The organism is Streptomyces sp. NPDC058701 (assembly GCF_042715295.1).
GTDB lineage: Bacteria > Actinomycetota > Actinomycetes > Streptomycetales > Streptomycetaceae > Streptomyces.
In genome coordinates this window covers 123,520-142,685 of record NZ_JBHXSY010000011.1, presented here as the reverse complement: position 1 = coordinate 142,685, position 19,166 = coordinate 123,520, and the positions used below count along the sequence as shown (strand labels likewise).

Below are 19,166 nucleotides of genomic sequence, written 5' to 3'. Positions count from 1 at the left end.
CGCTGTTCGGGCACGGCTGTCCGCTGCTCGGAGCGCCGTTCTGCGCACCCTGCGCGCGGGTCCGCCGTACCTCCGCGCGGGTCCGTCCGCACGTTCCTGCGGGTCCGTCCGATCATCCGAACGGGTCCGTGCGTTCCTCCCGGCGGGGCCGTGCGTTCTCCCGCTGTACGGCCCGGCGTCAGCCGGGGATCGCCGTCCGGCCCCCCTGGGCCGCTGTCCTTGGGGCGCCCCTCGACTCCCCTCACCCCCGGAGGTCGTCACACCATGGCAGAAGTCAACCGCCGCAGGTTCCTCCAGATCGCCGGTGGCACCGCCGCCGTCGCGCTGCTGAACGAGAGCATCGCGCGGGCCGCCGCCATCCCGGCGCAGGGCGCCACCGGAACGATCCAGGACGTCGAACACGTCGTCGTCCTCATGCAGGAGAACCGTTCCTTCGACCAGTACTTCGGGTCGATGAAGGGCGTACGGGGCTTCGGCGACCCGCGGCCGGTCCTCCAGGACAACGGCAAGTCCGTCTTCCACCAGTCCAACGGGACGAAGGACATCCTCCCCTTCAACCCGCAGGTCGACGACCTGGGCATGCGGTTCGTGGAGGGGCTCAACCACGACTGGGCCGGCGGCCACCAGGCCTACAACAACGGCAAGTACGACCAGTGGGTGCCGGCCAAGACCGCCACCACGATGTCGCACATGACCCGCGACGACATCCCGTTCCACTACGCCCTGGCCGACGCCTTCACCGTCTGCGACGCCTACCACTGCTCCTTCATCGGCGCCACCGACCCCAACCGCTACTACATGTGGACCGGGCACACGGGCAACGACGGCACCGGCGGCGGCCCGGTCCTCGGCAACCAGGAGGCCGGCTACGGCTGGAAGACCTACCCCGAGCGCCTGGAGTCCGCCGGGGTCTCCTGGAAGATCTACCAGGACGTCGGCGACGGCCTGAACGCCGCCGGTCACTGGGGCTGGATCAGCGACGCCTTCCGCGGCAACTACGGTGACAACTCCCTGCTCTACTTCAACTCCTACCGCAACGCCCAGCCGGGCAGCGCCCTCTACGAGAAGGCGCGTACCGGCACCAACGTCAAGGCGGGCGAAGGGTACTTCGACAAGCTTCGCGCGGACGTGCTGGGCGGCACCCTGCCCCAGGTCTCCTGGATCGCGGCCCCGGAGGCGTTCAGCGAGCACCCGAACTGGCCGACGAACTTCGGCGCCTGGTACATCGCGCAGGTCCTCGACGCGCTGACGGCGAACCCGGACGTGTGGGCGAAGACGGCCTTCTTCATCACCTACGACGAGAACGACGGCTTCTTCGACCACGTCGTCCCGCCGTACCCCCCGGCCTCCGCGGCCTGGGGCCTGTCCACGGCCGACGTGACGCGCGACCTCTACGCCGGCGGCGGCGGATACGCGGCCGGGACGTACGGGCTCGGCCCGCGCGTCCCGATGATCGTCGTCTCCCCGTGGAGCAAGGGCGGGTACGTCTGCTCGGAGACCTTCGACCACACCTCGGTGATCCGCTTCATGGAGAAGCGCTTCGGCGTCAAGGAGCCCCAGATCTCCCCGTGGCGGCGCGCGGTCTGCGGCGACCTCACCTCCGCCTTCGACTTCACCCGGTCCGACGCCTCCCCGGCCGCGCTCCCCCCGACGGACGGCTACCTCCCGCCCGACCGCGACACCCACCCGTCGTACCACCCCGTGCCGCCGGCGACGGGCGCCCTGCCCAGGCAGGAGGCGGGCTCCAAGCCGACCCGCCCGCTCGGATACAGCCCGTACGTGGACGGCAGGGCCACCGTGTCCACCGGCAAGTTCACGCTGACCTTCGCCGCCGGTCCCGCCCTGGGCGCCCACTTCCACAGCACCTCGGGCAACCGGACGGACGGGCCCTGGCCCTACACCGTCGAGGCGGGCAAGACCCTCTCGGACACGTGGAGCACCAGTGCCTCCACCGGCAACCAGGTCAACCTCACCGTCTGGGGCCCGAACGGCTTCCTGCGCACCTGGAAGGGCCCGGCCAAGAAGGCCGGCCCCGAGGTGACGGCGCGTCATGCGGACGCGAGCGGAAACCTGGTGCTGAGCCTCGCCAACTCCGGGACGGCCGCCGTCCACCTCACCGTGACGAACTCCTACGGCGGCGCCGCCCAGACCTTCAAGGTCAACCCGGGCGCCACCGTCTCGCACACGGTCGACCTGCGCACCACCGGCCGCTGGTACGACGTCAAGGTGGTCTCCGACGCCGACGCGACCTTCCTGCGCCGCTTCGCGGGTTACGTGGAGACGGGCGCCCCGGGCGTCTCCGACCCGGCGCTCAGGACCGTCTGACCCGTTCCGCCGCGGCAGGCGGCGGATTCACGGTGTGATGGTAGGTCCGGTGGGCAGTACGTACGGCGTCGGCATCTCCACCCCGTCACCGAGGGAGAACGCATGGCCATCGCCCACCGCAGGATCGGCACCGGACCCGTCCGCGTCATCGTGCTGCACGACTGGTTCGGCACCTGCGCCACCTGGGGATCCGTACTGGACCACCTGGACCCGGACGGGTTCTCGTACGCCTTCCTCGACTGCCGGGGCTACGGGGACCGGCGGGACGTGGCGGGCCGCTACAGCCTCCCCGAGATCGCCGACGACGTCCTGGAACTCGCCGATCAGCTGGGCTGGGACACGTTCTCGGTGCTCGGCCACTCGATGGGGGGCAAGGCGGCGCAGCAGGTGCTGGTACGGGCTCCCGAGCGCATCGAGAAGCTCGTCGGGGTCGCGCCGGTACCGGCTTCGCCCTACGCGATGGACGACGCGACGCACGCCCTCTTCCACGGCGCCGCCGAGGACCCCGGCAAGCGCCGGGCCATCCTGGACCTGGTCACCGGTCACCGTGCGAGCCGCCACTGGCTGGAGCGGATGGTCGCCCACTCGCTGGCCGCGTCCCGGCCCGAGGCCTTCGCCGGCTACCTCGCGAGCTGGCAGCCGCTGGACCTGTCCTCCGCCGTCAAGGGCAACACCGTGCCGGTACTCGTCCTGGTCGGGGAGTACGACCTCGCGCTGACCCCAGAGGTCATGCGGGCGACCTGGCAGGCGTGGTACCCGAACTGCCGGATCCGTACCCTGCCGGGCACCGGCCACTACCCGCCCCAGGAGACCCCGGTGGCCTTCGCCACGGCGGTCGAGGCCTTCCTCGTGAGCTAGGTGCATGGCCCGGGCCCACCCGCTGCGGGGCCTTCGCCGTTCGGCGGACCCCGGTGGGGGACGGGGTCCGTACGGTGGCGCGCCGGCGCGGGCGGCTCAGCGCAGGCGGCGGGCGCGGCGGCGGCGCAGCAGGATGCCCGCGGCCGCGCCGGTCAGTGCGGTGACCGCGACGCCGGCGGTGGTCCACCACAGGGCCGGTCCGGAGGCGGCGGGTTCGGCGGCGTCCGGGGCGGGCGCGCCGGACTGCGGCGTGGAGGCGGTCGGGGAGGCGGCCGCCGTGGGCGTCGTGGCGGAGGTACCGGTGGCCGTCGCGCCGGTGGCCGCGGTCCCGGCGGAGGGGCCGGCGGACGACGGCGCGGGCGCCGGGTCCACCACGGGGACGCCGACTTCGAGCTCGCCGTGGCCGAGGGCCGGGAAGCCCACGTCGACGCTGACCTTCCAGGTGCCGGGCGGCAGGGCCTCGGCGGTGGTCCAGCCCGCCGGAGGGGCGAGCGGGTCGCGGATCAGGCGGAAGGGCCCGAGCGTGCGGGTGCCGTCGACGCTGACCGCGTTCACGGTGGCGGCGACGGCCTCGTCGACGGCGTCCCCGTCGTTCTCCCAGGTGACGGCAGCGGTGACGCGGCCCTCGCGCTGGCCGGTGACCACCACCTTGACGGTGTCGCCGTGGGCCAGTGCGGGTGCGGGCGCCAGGAGGACGAGGCCGAGGGCGGCCACGAGGGCCGGGAAGACGGATCTGGTACGCATCGTTGCGGTGCTCCGGGTGGGGTGAGGGGTCGGTGGACGGGGTCGCGCGGAGCGGCCGCCCACCGGAGGACGGGTTCGGGCGGGGCTACGGCCCCGCGGGGGCCGTAGCGACCGCCGGCCCGGCCGTCGGATCCACCGGCACTCCGTCAGGTCGGCCGGTGGATCCGTCGGTCGGGCGGGGTCGGACCGTCGGCCGGGCTCGGGTCAAGGGGCATCGGCCGTATCGTCGGTCGGCTCTTCGGGCAGACCGTCAGCCGGCCTTCTGGACGGTCCAGAGCTGCGCGGCACCGCCGTCCGCGCGCTGGAGGTCGAGCAGCCAGCTCCCGTAGTACGGGCGGCGGCTCACGGTGAGGGCGAAGCCGCCCCCGGGGTCCGTGACGGTCACCGCGCCGCCGCGGGTCGTCAGCCGCCAGGACTGCGCGGCGTCGGCGGCGCAGGTGCGCTGGGCGACCCACATGCCGGCGGAGGGTGCACCGCCGGGCTGCAGGCACTTGCCGGACGCCGCGGACCGGATGCGGACCTGGCCGCCGCCCGCGTCGTCGAAGTACCACTGCTGCTGCGCGTACCCGTTGGCGCGGGAGCCGACGAGCACGGTGCCGTCGGCGGTGCGGCCGCCCCACAGTTCGGCGGCCATGCCGGTGCTGCCGTTGCCGAGGGTGTAGCGGCCGCCGGGGGTGGTGGCGCCGCCGCCCGCCTTCGGGGTCGTGAAGGAGGCCGCCTTACCCGGGCCGCTGTCCCGGCCGGAGCCGTCGCGCACGGACACGGTCACCTTGTACGTGGTGTCCGGCTTGAGGCTGTGGATGCGCAGGACCTGCGACTGCACCCAGGCGAGGTGCTTGCCGTTGACCAGGACCTGGTACCAGGCGGCGCCCTCGACCTTGGGCCAGCTCACCACGACCGAGGTGGACTGGACCTGGGCGGCCGTGACGGCCGGTCCGCCGCCGGGCTTCTTGGTCGGGGTGGGCGAGGGCTTCTTCGTCGGGCTCGGGGTCGGGCTCGGGTTCGGACCGGGGTCGGTGCCGCCTCCGCCGCCGCCCTTCGCCTTCATCAGGAACTGGTTGTCGGCGATGTTCCAGTGCGTGGCCAGGTAGCTGCCGGCCTTGGGACTGGTGTGGAAGTAGTCGTCGTGGTTGCAGTCCAGGATGTTCTCGGCGGCCTGGTTGGTGCAGACGTTGCGCATCTTCGGGTAGTTCGGCGAGTCCGAGTAGCACATGACGTCAAACTCGTCGGTGCAGTGCGCGCCGAGACTGGTGTTGGGGGCGCTGTTGTTCACCGCGCCGAGGTTGTGGCCGAGTTCGTGCGCCGCCGTGTGCCCGCCCCAGCACCCGGAGTCCGTACGCCCGTAGGACGGGCCGAAGTTGCTCTGGTTGTTCTGTCCGGGCCGCTCGTCGCCGGCGAACGTGCCGATGCCGCAGTAGACCTGCGAGTCGGCGAAGATCATGTACTTGCGGTCCCGGCGGTCCAGGCCCTTGCTGGCGAGCGCCGCGTTGGTGGCGCTGAACTCGGCCAGTGCCGAGTCGGGGAGCTCGATGTTGAGCACCGTCGGCGTGCAGTCCGCGTTCGTCACGTAGCGGATGTGGCGCACGCCGCCGGTCTCCTGGGCGCTCGCCGAGTAGATCAGGTCGGCGTCGGCCGCCCACTTGCGGAACGAGGCGGCGTACTGGGAGAACCGGTCACGGCCGGGACCGTGGACGTACACGACCTGGACGCGGTTGCCGGAGGTGCCGTCGCCCTCGCACTGGACGGTCTGGCCCGCGGGTCCGGCGGCCACCGCGCTCTCGGCGGCCGAGGGGGCGGCGGGCGCGGGCGCCGAGTCCTTGGTGGCGGCCGCGTCGGCGGCGGGCGCGTCCTGAGGACGCCCGCCGTCCTGCGTGGGGGCCGGGTCCTCGGTCGCGGGGCGGGACGGGTCGGCGGCCGCCGCGGTGGTGGCGACGGCCGGCGGTATCTCCTTCTTGATGTCGACGCCCTTGGGCGGGGCGTCGGGTCCGTGGGTGCACAGTCCGGTGTCGGTGCGGTAGACGCCCACACACCGGTCGCCCTTCGGAGCGGCCTTGAGGCCGTCGTAGACCATCCCGCGCGCGTTCTCGTTGGCGGGTGCGGCCGCGATCGGCTCCGGCTCCTGGTCCCGGGCGGCCGCGGCGGCCGGTACGACCGTCTCCGCGTCGGCCCCCGAGGCCTGCGCGGGGGCCGCGGCCTGGGCGCCGTCGCCGATTCCGGAATAGGCGATACCCGCCGCGATCACGGCCGCCGTGGCCGTGGCGGCGGTCAGGAGAATCAACCGCCGGGGTCTGCGCCGGTGTTCCCGCCGCCTGCGTCCTGTCATGCGCACCTCAAATGATGATCGGAGTGACTGGGTCCGCGGAAGCCTGCCAGACGTACGCGCCGGAGAATTCGGACAAAGGGGAGCGCGACCCGGGAAATCATTCCGTTACCTGTCGGCCGGATTTGACGAACACTCAATTGCCTTTGTGTGGAGGCTAGTTGCTGTCGCCAGCCCCTAATGGTCCAGGCCTTTATCGGGTCGTTGTTATCGAATCGAAATAATCGGAGAAGGTCTATTGACTGGAATTCAGTCGAGGATTCACCTAATTACTACCTGCCGAATTCCCTCCGTCACGACCCGTGAGGAACCGGCCGGACATCGCGGGCGACCCGCGGCGGACGGGACGATCGCCGGTCCCGCCGCCCTCCGGCCGGACGGCTTCCGCTTCGGCGCGGGGCAAAAGCGGCGCGGTCGGTAATGGCCGGCGGACGTGCCGACCGGGTGCCGGGGGGCTGTCTGCCGTGGCCGGTGATCCGCCCGGCGGGGAAGGGACGCTCGGCGTGCCGCCCCGGACATGGAAAAACCCCTGGCGGGTACGAGGAGACCTCGTACCCGCCAGGGGATCAACAGGGTGAGTGACGGGACTTGAACCCGCGGCCACCTGGACCACAACCAGGTGCTCTACCAACTGAGCTACACCCACCACGAAGGGTGGCGGACCACCCGTTCGATGTGCATCCACAGCATAGCCGATCAGCGGGGTGGTTCCGCGACGCCTTATTCCGCCACCGGAGCCTACGCGGCGGCGTGCGCGACGGCCGCCGCGGCGAGCGCCCGCACGATCGGGTGCGGCTGCCCGACGTGGGCCCGCTCACAGTGACCGGGATCGGCGAGGAGGCGCCGGCCGGGCTGGTCCCGCCGGGCACCACCTCGCCGCGCGCGTCTCCGTCCGGCTGGACGACCTCACCGACGCCCACCGGCCCGACGCCCCCGGTGGGGGACCGCCGCTCACCGCCGCCCGGGGCGCCCCGCGCTACGACGGCACCGGCCTGCCGGCCCTGCGCGCCCCCGCCACCGCCGGGCACGGCCTCGTCCTGCTGCCCCACCGGGTCGCCGCGGCCGCCGGCGCCGGGGTCGTCGTACCCCTGGCCGCCCCGCGCCCGGTGCACCGTACGGAACTGCTCCCGCCCGGCACTCCGACCGGCGCGGCCGCTGCGCTCGCCGCACGCCTCGCGGCAGGATCGCCGTATGACTCCCGACCCCACGCACGCGACGCCCGACCCCGCGCCCGCCGAACCGGCCCCCTTCACGGCCGCGGACTACGCCGCCCGGATGGCCGCGGCCGCGCGGACCGCGGCCGAAGCGGGCCTGGCCGGCCTGCTCATCGCCCCCGGGCCCGACCTCACCCACCTCACCGGCTACCGCCCCACCGCCGAGACCGAGCGGCTGACCGTGCTGGTCCTGGCCGCCGGGCGGGAGCCGGTGCTCGTCGTGCCGGCGCTGGAGGCGCCCGACGCGGAGAAGGCCCCCGGAGCCCCCGCGCTGACCCTGCGCGACTGGGCCGACGGCAAGGACCCGTACGCCGCGACCGCACCGCTGCTGGACGCCGCCGGACGCTTCGGCGTGAGCGACAACACCTGGGCCCTGCACCTCCTCGGCCTTCAGCGACAGCTCCCCGCCAGCTCGTACGCGCCGCTCACCGACGCGCTCCCCATGCTCCGCGCGGTGAAGGACGAACGGGAACTGGAGCGCCTGGCCGCGGCGGGAGCCGCCGCCGACGCCGCGTACGCGCAGATCCTCCACCTCCCCTTCGCCGACCGCCGGGAGACCGACGTCGCCGCCGACCTGGCCGCCCTGCTGCGCGCGCACGGCCACTCCCAGGTCGACTTCACCGTGGTCGGCTCCGGCCCCAACGGCGCCAACCCGCACCACGAGGCCGGCGACCGGGTCATCCGCCGCGGCGACATGGTCGTCCTGGACTTCGGCGGTCTGCGGTACGGCTACGGCTCCGACATCTCCCGCACCGTCCACGTCGGGGAGCCCACAGCGGAGGAGCAGCGGGTCCACGACATCGTCCGCGAGGCCCAGCAGGCCGGCTTCGCGGCGGTCCGGCCGGGCGCCGCCTGCCAGGACGTGGACCGCGCGGCCCGCGCGGTCATCACCGAGTTCGGGTACGGGGACCGCTTCATCCACCGCACCGGCCACGGCATCGGCGTCACCACCCACGAACCCCCCTACATGGTCGAGGGCGAGGAGCGGCCGCTGGTCCCCGGCATGTGCTTCTCCGTGGAGCCCGGCGTCTACCTGCCCGGCCGCTTCGGCGTCCGCATCGAGGACATCGTGACGGTCACCGGGGACGGCGGGCGCCGCCTGAACAACGCCCCGCGCGAACTGGCCGTCGTCGAGTAGCCGGCCGGCCCCGCGGCGGCGGCCGTCACGGGCCCAGGACGGCCGCCGACTCGCCCGGAACGTGCACCCGGCCGTCCGGGCCCGGCTGTTCGAGGGGCTCCCAGGCGGCCAGCACCCGCACCCCGTTGCGCCCCAGCGCGATCGTCGCCGGCTCGGAGGAGAGGTTGACGACCACCCGTACGTCACCGCGCCGGAACGTCAGCCACCGCCGCTCCTCGTCGAAGGCGACCCGGACCGCCGCGAGGTCGGGGTCGCGCAGGTCCGGGTGCGTGCGGCGGAGCGTGACGAGGGTCCGGTACCAGGCCAGCAGACGGGCGTGCGCGCCCTGACCCGGCTCCGTCCAGTCCAGGCAGGAACGGTCCCGGGTGGCGGGATCCTGCGGGTCGGGGATCTCCTCGGCCTTCCAGCCGTGCGCGGCGAACTCCCGCCGCCGGCCGTTGCGCACGGCCTCGGCGAGGTCGGGATCGGGGTGGTCAGTGAAGTACTGCCACGGGGTGCCCGCGCCCCACTCCTCGCCCATGAACAGCATCGGCACGAACGGCCCGGTCAGCGCCACCGTCGCGGCGCACGCCAGCAGTCCGGGGGAGAGCGAGGCGGAGAGCCGGTCGCCGAGCGCCCGGTTGCCGATCTGGTCGTGGGTCTGGGTGTAGCCGAGGAACCGGTGGGCCGGGGTGCGGCGGCGGTCCACCGGCCGGCCGTGGGTGCGGCCGCGGAAGGAGGACCAGGTCCCGTCGTGGAAGAACGCCCGGGTCATCGTCTTGGCGAGGGCGGCGAGCGGGGTCGCCGCGAAGTCCCCGTAATAGCCCTGGGATTCACCGGTGAGCGCGCAGTGCAGGGCGTGGTGGAAGTCGTCGTTCCACTGCGCGTGCAGGCCCAGCCCGCCACTGCCGCGCGCGGTCGTGGTGCGCGGATCGCACTGGTCGGACTCGGCGATGAGGAACAGCGGACGCCCGGACTCGGCCGCCAGCGCGTCGACGGCGGCAGCCAGCTCCTCCAGGAAGGGCAGCGCCCGCCCGTCGGCGAGCGCGTGCACGGCGTCGAGCCGGAGCCCGTCGACGCCGTAGTCGCGCAGCCAGGCCACGGCGCTGCCCAGGAAGTACGCGCGGACCTCGTCCGAGCCGGGCGCGTCCAGGTTGACCGCGGCACCCCACGGGGTGTGGTGGGTCTCCGTGAAGTACGGGCCGAAGGCGGGCAGGTGGTTGCCCGAGGGCCCGAGGTGGTTGTGGACCACGTCCAGCACGACCCCGAGGCCGGCCGCGTGCGCCGCCTCGACGAACCGGGCGAGGCCGGCCGGGCCGCCGTACGGTTCGTGCACCGACCAGGGCGCGACCCCGTCGTACCCCCAGCCGTGCCGGCCCGGGAAGGAGCAGACCGGCATCAGCTCCACGTGCGTGACGCCGAGGCCGGTCAGGTGGCCCAGGCGCTCGGCGGCGGCGTCGAAGGTGCCCTCGGGGGTGAAGGTGCCGACGTGGAGCTCGTACAGGACCGCGTCCTGGAGCGGCACCCGCGGGGGTGGCGCGCCGTGGGGCGCGAGGGCGGCCGGGGCGATCACGGCCGAGAGCCCGTCGGGCCCGTCCGGCAGCCGCCGGCCGCGCGGGTCGGGGCGCGGGACGGTGTCCCCGCCCAGCAGGAACCCGTACCGGCTGCCGTCGGCGGCCGGGGCCTCCACCACCCACCAGCCGTCCCGGTCCGGATCCGGTGCCATGTCGTACGTCGCCTCGTCGAGTCGCATGGCGACATGACCTGTCAGTGGTGCCCACACCTCGAACTGCACGGACGGTCCCCTCGTCTCCGGCGGTGTCCCGCATGCGTATCCTGCCCATCATTCCGGGCCGGGCGGGGGAGTTCTGGACACTCCGCCCCCGACGGGCCGACAATCACCCTGTGACGTCGAGTTTCGAGTTCCCCGCCTTCCCCGCGCCGCGGCTCTCCGACGCGGAGCGCGACCGGGCGTTGGGCCAGCTCCGGGAGGGCGCTGCCCTCGGCAAGCTGTCCCACGACACGTTCCTGCGCCGGATGGAACTCGCCCTGGTGGCCCGGCGCTCCGAGGACCTCGCCGTCCTCACCGCCGACCTCCAGGGCCGGGGCGGCCGCGAAAGCCCGTGGACCCGTCGGCTGTTCGGCTGGGTGGGCCGGGTGTCCGCGGTGAGGGTCGGCGTCCGGCGCGCGTGGGCCGCGGAGAAACTGCCCCGGCTGCTGCTCCCGCACCCGAGCGCGGGCGTCCTGCGGATCGGCCGCGACCCGGGCAGCGGCCTGCGGCTCACCCACGAGACCGTCTCCCGGGTGCACGCGGAACTCAGCCTGCGGGACGGCGCGTGGGTGCTGAAGGACCTGGGCTCCACCAACGGGACCACGGTCAACGGGCACCGGGTGACGGGCTCGGCGGTGGTCCGGGACGGCGACCAGATCGGCTTCGGGGAGATGGTCTTCCGGCTCGCGGCGAACTGACGGGCCCCGGGACCGGTATCCCGCGGGTCCGGTGATGGGTGCGGCGGCCCGCGCGTGCGGAGCGCGGGCGGCGCCCCTCAGGATGGCGGCATGGACCACACCACCCCCGTCGTGCGCCGCGCGCGCCCCGCCGATCTGCCCCGCCTGGTCGAGCTCGTCCACGAGCACGTCGCCTACGAGAGGGCGGCGCCCCGCCCGCCCGGCCTCGCCGGGCGGCTGGGCCCGCTGCTGTTCGCCGAGGGCGCCCGGCTGTGGGTGCTGCTCGCCGAGACCCCGGAGGGCGAGGTCGCCGGATACGCCGCCTGCTCCGCCGAGTTCGCCTTCTGGGACGCCCGCTCCCACCTCCACATGGACTGCCTCTACCTGGCCGAGGAGGCTCGCGGCCACGGGCTCGGCGCCGCCCTGATGGACGGGGTCGCCGGGCTTGCGGACGAGCTCGGCCTCGCCGAGGTGCAGTGGCAGACCCCCGAGTGGAACGAGGGCGCCGTCCGGTTCTACGACCGGCTCGGCGCCACCGGCGCCCCCAAGCGCCGGTACACGTGGACCCCGCCCGCTCCGCCCGCTCCCCCCGCCCCCTAAGGGGGACTCGCCGCGAGGCGTTCGTACGCGGCCAGCACGGTCCGGGACTGGTGCTCGACCTGCGTGGCCACCGGGACCCAGCGGGCCTGGAAGCGCGCCGCGAACTCCTCGCACCACCCCGTGACGAGCCGGTCGAGGGCCGGCGCCGCCGCGTCGTCCCGCGCGCGCAGCACCCGCAGCAGCATCGCCGCGGCGCGCAGCGACAGCCGCCGCCCGAACGCGTCGATGCTGGCGACGTACGCGGCGGTGGCCTCGGTGGGGGCGCCCGGGCCGGTCCACTCGGCGGCGATCCGGGGGATCAGGGCGAGCGTCCAGTCCACCGCGCGCAGCAGGGGCGCCGCGTCCGGGTCGCCGTACGGGGACTGCCCGGACCGCGTGGCGTCGCGCACCCCTGCCACCAGCGCGGCGTCCTGCGTGAGCCGCTCGGACAGCATCCGCAGGGCCCGGCGCGGATCGGGGTGCGGGGCCGGGTCGTCCACCAGGTCCGAGGCCCACATGGGGACCTCGACGATCGCGGTGGTCCCGGCGTACCGGTCGGCGTGGTACCAGGTGCTGAGCCGGGTGTCCTCCGGGTGGAAGACCCCGGCGGCCTCGCTCCCCGGCTCCGGGATCACGAAGATCCCGGGCCCGGGGGAGAGCCAGCCGGCCGCGTCCGACGCCCCGTTCTCCACCGGGATCCGCAGCTCGGCGGCCGATTTGGCGAAGGGCTCCGCCAGGCCCGGTATGTCACGGGTGAGCTGCACCCAGGAGCCGCCGAGGTCGGTGGCGTGCAGCGAGACCTGAAGGACCGGCCGCAGCTCGTCGATCAGGGCGGTCAGGGCCAGGGTCTCGGGCGGCAGCCGGTCCGGGGGCAGTAAGGACGGCGCCCACTCGGGCTGTTCGGGACCCGGGGGCCGGAAGAAGTGCCGGTGGTACTCCAGGAGCGAGTACGGACGGGGCGTGCGGTGCAGCCGCGCCCCGTCCGGGTCGGCGCAGAGCAGGAAGTGCCAGCCGCAGCCCGCGCGCGGCCCCGGGTCGTACAGCAGGTGCCGGGCGAGGGAGAGCGCGGTCGCGCCGCCGACGGGCTCGTTGGCGTGCGCGCCGGCGACGACCAGGACGTTGCGGCCGAGCCCCGCGGGGGCCCCTGCCGCCGGGCCGGTGCCGGGGCCGTCCGCCGGTCCGACGGACAGCACCCAGAGCGGCTGCCCGGCCCGGGACGTGCCCGCTTGGCGGAGCCGGACCTGGCCGGGATGGTCGTCCGCCAGCGCGCGGGCGGCCAGCGCGAGTTCGAGCGGCGTGGGGTAGTGCATGTCGCGAAGGAGGGTCACAGGGGATGCCATGCCCGCCCGGCGCGCCCCCTACCGCTCCGGGCGCCCCGCACTTCCCCGAATGCCCCGCGAACCGCCTGGCCACGCCGTCCGCACCGGTCGTCCGGCCGCCCTTCGCACACCCGCCCGGCCGCCGCCCGGTCACTCCTGCCGGAGCAGCAGCGCCACCGGCCGGGCGGCCAGGAGTTCACCCAGTGCCGCCTTTCCGGCGTACGGGGCGCCGCGCGCGCCGTCCGGCCCGGCCAGCGGGACCCACCGGCCCGGCGGAAGGGGCAGTACCGTGTCGCGCCAGCCTCCGGCCCCCGCCAGCCGGTACGCGAGCCGGGTGGCCACCGCGACGAGCCCCGGCGAGCGGGCGAAGGCCAGGCAGTGCTCCGCCGCCGGCCCCCGGGCGGTGAGGGGGGCGTACCCGGCGAACAGCGACGGGCGGGCCCGGCGCAGCCGCAGGACGGCGGCCGTGAGGGCGAGCTTCTCCTCGGCGGGGCCGCTCGGGGCGGCTCCCGCGTCCAGCCGGGCCAGGGCCTCGCGGGGGAAGCGGGCCGGCCGCCGGTTGTCGGGGTCGACCAGGGCCCGGTACTCGGTCTCGGCGCCCTGGTAGACCTCCGGGACCCCGGGCATCGCCAGGTGCAGCAGCGCCGTCCCGAGGAGGTTGGCCCGAGCCGCCTCGGCCAGCTCGGGCGGGAGCCCGCCGCCGGTCCGGGCGTACTCCGGGACGGCCGCCTCGTACGCCTCGTCCGGCTCCGTCCAGCTGGTGTGCAGGGCGGCCTCGCGGACCGCCTTGAGCAGGGCCTCCGCCAGGCGGTCCGCAGCCTCGGGGGCGTCCCCGAGGCCTAGGGCGGTCTGCCGGGCCACCCATGCCAGCTGCGGGTCCGCGCCCGCGGGGCGGCCCATCAGCTCCGGTGCCTGGGCGAGCGCCGCGATCCGGGCCCGGACGTCCGCGCTGCGTTTGGTGTCGTGCGTGGACAGCACCGTGCCGGACCCGGGCCAGTCCCGGGCCAGGGCCGCGCAGTACGCGTGGAACTCCGCGGGCGGGACGGCCGGGTGGCCCGGCTCGCCGCCCACCTCGGTGGCCGACAGCAGGGGGGCGTACCGGTAGAAGGCCCGGTCCTCCAGGGACTTGGCGCGCAGCGCCGCCGAGGTCTGGGCGAAGCGGGCGGCGAAGGCGGGCCGGTGCAGCAGCAGCTCGCGTACTCGGCCCAGGGCGTCCTTGCCGCCGGCGGCGCTCCCGCCGCCGGCGTCCTCCCCGCCCGCGTTCAATTCGACCGCGTCCCTCCCGGCCGGGTCCTCCCCGCCCGTGCCCGCGTCCTCGCCGGCCGCCGCGAGCGCCGCGGCGGCCCGTTCCACGGCGCCCGGGTCGGGCTCCGGAGCCTCGGGATAGGGCCGGTAGACGGGATAGGCGATGAGCAGCTCCCGCACCGCCGGACCGAGGTCCGGGCCGGCCATGCGCTCCAGCGCGGCCAGTTCGGCGGCCAGGTCACCGGTCAGCACCTCCCGCGCGGCGGCCGCGGCCGTCCGCTCCCACGGCGCCGTCCCGGTGAAGCCGGCATAGCACCGGGCGAGTTCGGCGGCGCCCGCCGGGTCGGTGAACACCCCGTCCACCCGGTGCAGCGCGTCGTACCCGGTGGTCCCCGCGACCGGCCAGGCGGACGGCAGCCGCTCGTCGCGGGCCAGGATCTTCTCCACCACCACCCAGCAGCGCGGCCCGGCGGCGCCCCGCAGCCGCCGCAGGTACTCCCCGGGGTCCGCCAGCCCGTCCACGTGGTCGACCCGGAGCCCCTCCACGACCCCGTCCCGGACCAGCTCCAGCACCTTGGCGTGGGTGGCCGCGAACACCTCCGGGTCCTCGACCCGGACCCCGATCAGCTCCGAGATCGTGAAGAACCGACGGTAGTTGAGGGCGGTGCGGGCCTCCCGCCACCAGGCGGGCCGGTACCACTGGGCGGCCAGCAGCTCGGGCAGCTCCAGGCCCGCGGTGCCCTCGCGCAGGGGGAACTCCTGTTCCCCGTGGCGCAGCACGTCCCCGTCCACCACGAGCGCGCAGTCGGCGGCCGGCCCGGGGAGCACGGGCAGCAGGACCTGCCCGCCGCCCGCCTCCCAGTCGATGTCGAACCAGCGGGCGTACGGGGAGTCCGGCCCGTCCCGCAGCACCTCCCACAGCGGGCGGTTCAGCCGCAGCGGCGACGGCACCGCCATGTGGTTCGGCACGATGTCCAGGACCAGGCCGAGCCCGTGCGCCCGGGCGGTCGCCGCGAGCGCCCGCAGACCGGGCTCGCCGCCCAGCTCCGCCCGGACCCGGGAGTGGTCGGTGACGTCGTACCCGTGGGCCGAGCCGGGCACGGCCTCCAGCACGGGGGAGAGGTGCAGGTGGGACACGCCGAGGGAGGCGAGGTGGGGCACGACGGCCCCGGCCGCCTCGAAGGGGAACTCCGGGCGCAGCTGGAGGCGGTAGGTCGACGCCGGAGTGACGGGTTCCGGAACATCAGATTCCGAACGGAGGCTTGACTGCGGCTGGCTCATGAGAACGTACGTACCCAGCCTGCCGGATTCCGTGCCATGACCCAATGCATCCGGGTGACTGCGGCGGGTTAACGTTGCTCAAGTGGTTGGAACCGTCAACACCTATCGAAACGTCATCGCCCTGACCGGGCCCCTACTCCCCTTCGTGTCGTTCTTCGCCCGACTGCCCGTCGCGATGTCCCAGTTCGGAAGCTTCCTCCTGGTCGCCGAGACCAGTGGCTCCCTCGCCACCGCCGGCATCGTCGGCGGCTCCCTCTCCGTGGGTCAGGTGCTCTGCGGCCCCCTGCTCGGCAGGCTCGCCGACTGGTACGGGCAGCGGCGCGTGGTCCTCACCGCCGCCGCCGTCAACGCGCTGGCCACGGCCGCCCTGGTCGCCGGGGCGCTCACGCACCTCGCCACGGTCCCGCTGGCCGTGCTCGGAGCCGTCACCGGCGCCTCCGTACCGCTGATCGGACCGCTCGCCCGGACCCGGTCCGTGGCCTTGGCCCGCCGTGCCGATTCCGACGAGAGCGTCGTGGGCGCCGTCCATGCACTCGAAGGCACCCTGGACGAGGTCTCGTTCGTCCTCGGGCCCGCCCTCGTGGGCCTCGCGGCACTGCTCGCCCACCCGGCCGTGGCCCTCGGCGGCGCCGCCGGGCTCGTCGCCGTCTTCGGCACCGCCTACGCGCTGCACCCGACCGCCGCCGTCACGGCCGGGTCTCCCGCGCCGGCCCGCACCGCCGGGGACCGGGCCCGTCCGCCCGGCGTGGTCTACGCCGTACGGGGCTCGCTCGCCCTCCAGGGCGTCATGTTCGGCGCCTGCCAGGCGGGGATCGCCGCGCTCACCATCCGGCTGGGCGTTCCCGACCAGGCGGCCGTCGTCTACTCCGCGATGGGGGTCGTCAGCGCCGTCGTGGGGCTCGCCCTGGGCGCCCTCCCGGCCCGCTTCGGGCTGCGGCTGCGCTGGTGCGCGGCCACCGGCGCGGCCCTGGTGCTGTCGGTGCCGCTGCTGTTCACCGACAGCCTGTGGCCGCTGTACGCCGTCGTCACCGTCCTCGGCGCCGCCTATGCCCCGCACCTGATCACCGCCTTCGCGCTCATCGAGCGGGCCGTGGAACCGGCCGGGCTCTCCGCGTCGATGGCCTTCGCCGCCAGCTGCCTGGTGGCCGGGCAGGCCACGGCCCTCTTCGCGTGCGGCCGCCTCGCCGAGTGGTACGGGCCCGCCGGGGCCTTCGCCGTGGCGGTCGGCGCGGCCGCGCTGTGCCTGACCCTCGCCCTCCTCACCCGGGTGCCGTCCGGCCGGACCCACGGCACGGCCCTCATCCCGGCCCGGAAGACCGCCTCTCCGGTCCTCGGAGAGGCGGCCGCGCCCGCCGGGCGCTGAGGCGCCCGGCGCCGTCCGCGCGACCCGCCGCAGCGGCCCACTGCAAACGGCGCCCGCCGCGACGACCCGTCGCAGGCGGTTACGCCGGCCTCTGGAGCACCACCAGGCACCGTCCCGTCAGGGCCACCCGGTCCCCGGCCGCGAACTGCGGCCCGGTGCCGGGTGGCAGTACCTCCGGCCGGGCCGTGTCCACGACCAGGCGCCACTGCGCGCCGTGGCCGGCCGGGACGGTGAAGTCCTGCGGATCGGCCCCCGCGTTGAACATCAGCAGGAACGAGTCGTCGGTGATCCGCTCCCCGCGGGTGCCCGGCTCCGAGATCGCCTCCCCGTTCAGGAACACGGTCAGCGCCTTCGCGTGCTGCGCCTGCCAGTCGCGGGCCCGCATCTCCTCGCCGTGCGGGGTGAACCACGCGATGTCGGACAGCTCGTCGTGCGTCCCCTCCACCGGCCGGCCGTGGAAGAAGCGCCGCCGCCGGAAGACCGGGTGGTCGCGGCGCAGCCACACCATCCGCCGGGTGAACTCCAGCAGGGACGGCGCCGGTTTGCCCGGTTCGGGCCAGTTCACCCACGCCAGCTCGTTGTCCTGGCAGTACGCGTTGTTGTTGCCGCCCTGCGTACGGGCGAACTCGTCCCCGTGGCTGAGCATCGGCACGCCCTGCGACAGCATCAGCGTGGCGATGAAGTTGCGCATCTGGCGCTCGCGCAGCTCCTGGACCCCAGGGTCCTCGGTCGGACCCTCCACCCCGCAGTTCCACGACCGGTTGTGGGTCTCCCCGTCCCGGTTGCCCTCCCGGTTGGCCTCGTTGTGCTTGTCGTTGTAGGACACGAGGTCGTTCAGGGTGAAGCCGTCGTGGCAGGTCGTGAAGTTGATGGAGGCCAGCGGACGCCGCCCGTCGTCCTGGTAGAGGTCCGAGGAGCCCGTCAGCCGCCCGGCGAACTCGGCCAGCGTGCGCGGCTGCCCGCGCCACAGGTCCCGTACGGTGTCGCGGTACTTCCCGTTCCACTCCGTCCACAGCGGCGGGAAGTTGCCTACCTGGTAGCCGCCCTCGCCGAGGTCCCAGGGCTCGGCGATCAGCTTCACCTGGCTGACCACCGGATCCTGCTGGACCAGGTCGAAGAACGAGGACAGCCGGTCCACCTCGTGGAACTGGCGGGCCAGCGTCGCCGCGAGGTCGAAGCGGAAACCGTCCACGTGCATCTCGGTCACCCAGTACCGCAGCGAGTCCATGATCAGCTGAAGCACGTGCGGGGACCGCATCAGGAGCGAGTTCCCCGTGCCCGTGGTGTCCATGTAGTGCCGCTGGTCGTCCGTCAGCCGGTAGTAGGAGGCGTTGTCCAGTCCGCGGAAGGAGAGCGTCGGGCCCAGGTGGTTGCCCTCGGCCGTGTGGTTGTAGACGACGTCGAGGATCACCTCGATCCCGGCCTCGTGCAGCGCCCGTACGGCCGACTTGAACTCCAGTACCTGCTGGCCGCGGTCGCCGGAGGCGTAGCCGTTGTGCGGGGCGAAGAAGCCGATGGTGTTGTAGCCCCAGTAGTTGCTCAGCCCGTCGTCGACCAGGCGGTGGTCGTTGACGAACTGGTGCACCGGCATCAGCTCCAGCGCCGTCACGCCGAGCTTGGTGAGGTGCGCGATGACCGCCGGGTGGGCGAGCGCCCCGTACGTGCCGCGCAGCTCCTCGGGGAGCTCCGGGTGGTGCATGGTGAGGCCCTTGACGTGCGCCTCGTACAGCACGGTGTGGTGGTACTCGTGCCGCGGCGGCCGGTCGTCGGCCCAGTCGAAGTAGGGGTTCACCACCACCGAGCTCATGGTGTGCGGGGCCGAGTCCAGGTCGTTGCGCGAGTCGGGCCGGCCGAAATGGTAGCCGTACACCTGTTCGCCCCAGTCGACGTGACCGGCGATGGCGCGGGCGTACGGGTCCAGCAGCAGCTTCGCCGCGTTGCAGCGCAGCCCGCGCTCGGGCTCGTACGGGCCGTGGACGCGGAACCCGTACCGCTGGCCCGGCATGATGCCGGGCAGGTAGGCGTGGCGGACGAAGGCGTCCGTCTCGCGCAGCTCCACGGCGGTCTCCGAGCCGTCGTCGTGGAGAAGGCACAGCTCAATGCGGCGGGCGGCCTCGGAGTAGACCGCGAAATTGGTGCCGGCGCCGTCGTAAGTGGCACCCAGCGGATACGCCTGTCCAGGCCATGCCTGCATAGAAAACGACTCTTCCCATCCTGCTCCGGCTGATCCGGCTGGACCACGTCACTGCCAGATCTTCCCCGAAAGTGGCCCCCCACGCGTGGACTTGGGTTGCTCCTACCGGGTGATGCGGAGAGCTGACGGTCGGGTCAGCGGACTGTGTGGGCATCGGAT

Annotated in this window: 12 protein-coding genes and 1 tRNA gene; 6 read left to right on the top strand and 7 right to left on the bottom strand. The window is 74.3% G+C overall.

The window, feature by feature from the left end; genetic code table 11:
• Positions 1-264 precede the first annotated feature (264 nt).
• Positions 265-2,325 carry a phosphocholine-specific phospholipase C gene (locus ACFWW8_RS14980; protein WP_386528393.1) on the top strand — a complete coding sequence of 687 codons (2,061 nt, stop codon included), beginning with the start codon at positions 265-267 and terminating at the stop codon, positions 2,323-2,325.
• A 102-nt stretch (positions 2,326-2,427) separates the two neighbouring features.
• A complete protein-coding gene (locus ACFWW8_RS14975) occupies positions 2,428-3,183 on the top strand; it encodes an alpha/beta fold hydrolase (RefSeq protein ID WP_386528390.1) in 756 nt (251 codons plus the stop codon).
• A 96-nt stretch (positions 3,184-3,279) separates the two neighbouring features.
• Here ACFWW8_RS14975 and ACFWW8_RS14970 read toward each other — a convergent pair whose 3' ends face one another.
• From ACFWW8_RS14970 to ACFWW8_RS14960, 3 genes are all read right to left on the bottom strand, one after another.
• On the bottom strand, positions 3,280-3,927 hold the full coding sequence (locus ACFWW8_RS14970) for a hypothetical protein (protein ID WP_386528387.1): 648 nt from the start codon (positions 3,925-3,927) through the stop codon (positions 3,280-3,282).
• Positions 3,928-4,177: 250 nt separating this feature from the next.
• Positions 4,178-6,205: an RICIN domain-containing protein gene (locus ACFWW8_RS14965; RefSeq protein ID WP_386528385.1), complete on the bottom strand. Its 2,028-nt coding sequence runs from the start codon at positions 6,203-6,205 to the stop codon at positions 4,178-4,180.
• 615 nt (positions 6,206-6,820) lie between these two features.
• Positions 6,821-6,893: transfer RNA gene (locus ACFWW8_RS14960), tRNA-His, on the bottom strand.
• 545 nt (positions 6,894-7,438) lie between these two features.
• Between ACFWW8_RS14960 and ACFWW8_RS14955 the strand changes: the two genes are divergently transcribed.
• Positions 7,439-8,599, top strand: a complete 1,161-nt coding sequence (locus tag ACFWW8_RS14955; RefSeq protein ID WP_386528382.1) for a M24 family metallopeptidase — start codon at positions 7,439-7,441, stop codon at positions 8,597-8,599.
• 25 nt (positions 8,600-8,624) lie between these two features.
• On the opposite strand, the gene treZ is transcribed toward ACFWW8_RS14955, so the two are convergent.
• Positions 8,625-10,373 (bottom strand): malto-oligosyltrehalose trehalohydrolase, encoded by a 1,749-nt coding sequence (treZ, locus tag ACFWW8_RS14950; protein ID WP_386528379.1) that lies wholly within the window; start codon positions 10,371-10,373, stop codon positions 8,625-8,627.
• Between the two features lie 110 nt (positions 10,374-10,483).
• On the opposite strand from treZ, the gene ACFWW8_RS14945 reads away from it, so the two are divergent.
• Both ACFWW8_RS14945 and ACFWW8_RS14940 read left to right on the top strand, forming a co-directional pair.
• Positions 10,484-11,047 (top strand): DUF1707 and FHA domain-containing protein, encoded by a 564-nt coding sequence (locus ACFWW8_RS14945; protein WP_386528376.1) that lies wholly within the window; start codon positions 10,484-10,486, stop codon positions 11,045-11,047.
• A 90-nt stretch (positions 11,048-11,137) separates the two neighbouring features.
• Positions 11,138-11,626, top strand: a complete 489-nt coding sequence (locus ACFWW8_RS14940) for a GNAT family N-acetyltransferase (RefSeq protein WP_386528374.1) — start codon at positions 11,138-11,140, stop codon at positions 11,624-11,626.
• On the opposite strand, the gene ACFWW8_RS14935 is transcribed toward ACFWW8_RS14940, so the two are convergent.
• Both ACFWW8_RS14935 and treY read right to left on the bottom strand, forming a co-directional pair.
• The gene (locus tag ACFWW8_RS14935; protein WP_386528371.1) at positions 11,623-12,933 is read right to left on the bottom strand and encodes a M14 family zinc carboxypeptidase; all 1,311 of its coding nucleotides are present in this window, start codon (positions 12,931-12,933) and stop codon (positions 11,623-11,625) included. The genes ACFWW8_RS14940 and ACFWW8_RS14935 overlap by 4 nt on opposite strands.
• A 141-nt stretch (positions 12,934-13,074) precedes the next feature.
• The gene (gene treY, locus ACFWW8_RS14930) at positions 13,075-15,450 is read right to left on the bottom strand and encodes a malto-oligosyltrehalose synthase (RefSeq protein WP_386528368.1); all 2,376 of its coding nucleotides are present in this window, start codon (positions 15,448-15,450) and stop codon (positions 13,075-13,077) included.
• Positions 15,451-15,532: 82 nt separating this feature from the next.
• Here treY and ACFWW8_RS14925 point away from each other — a divergent pair, with 82 nt between their 5' ends.
• Positions 15,533-16,813 (top strand): MFS transporter, encoded by a 1,281-nt coding sequence (locus ACFWW8_RS14925; protein WP_386528366.1) that lies wholly within the window; start codon positions 15,533-15,535, stop codon positions 16,811-16,813.
• Between the two features lie 79 nt (positions 16,814-16,892).
• On the opposite strand, the gene glgX is transcribed toward ACFWW8_RS14925, so the two are convergent.
• Positions 16,893-19,007, bottom strand: a complete 2,115-nt coding sequence (glgX, locus tag ACFWW8_RS14920; protein ID WP_386528364.1) for a glycogen debranching protein GlgX — start codon at positions 19,005-19,007, stop codon at positions 16,893-16,895.
• Between the last annotated feature and the right edge of the window lie 159 nt (positions 19,008-19,166).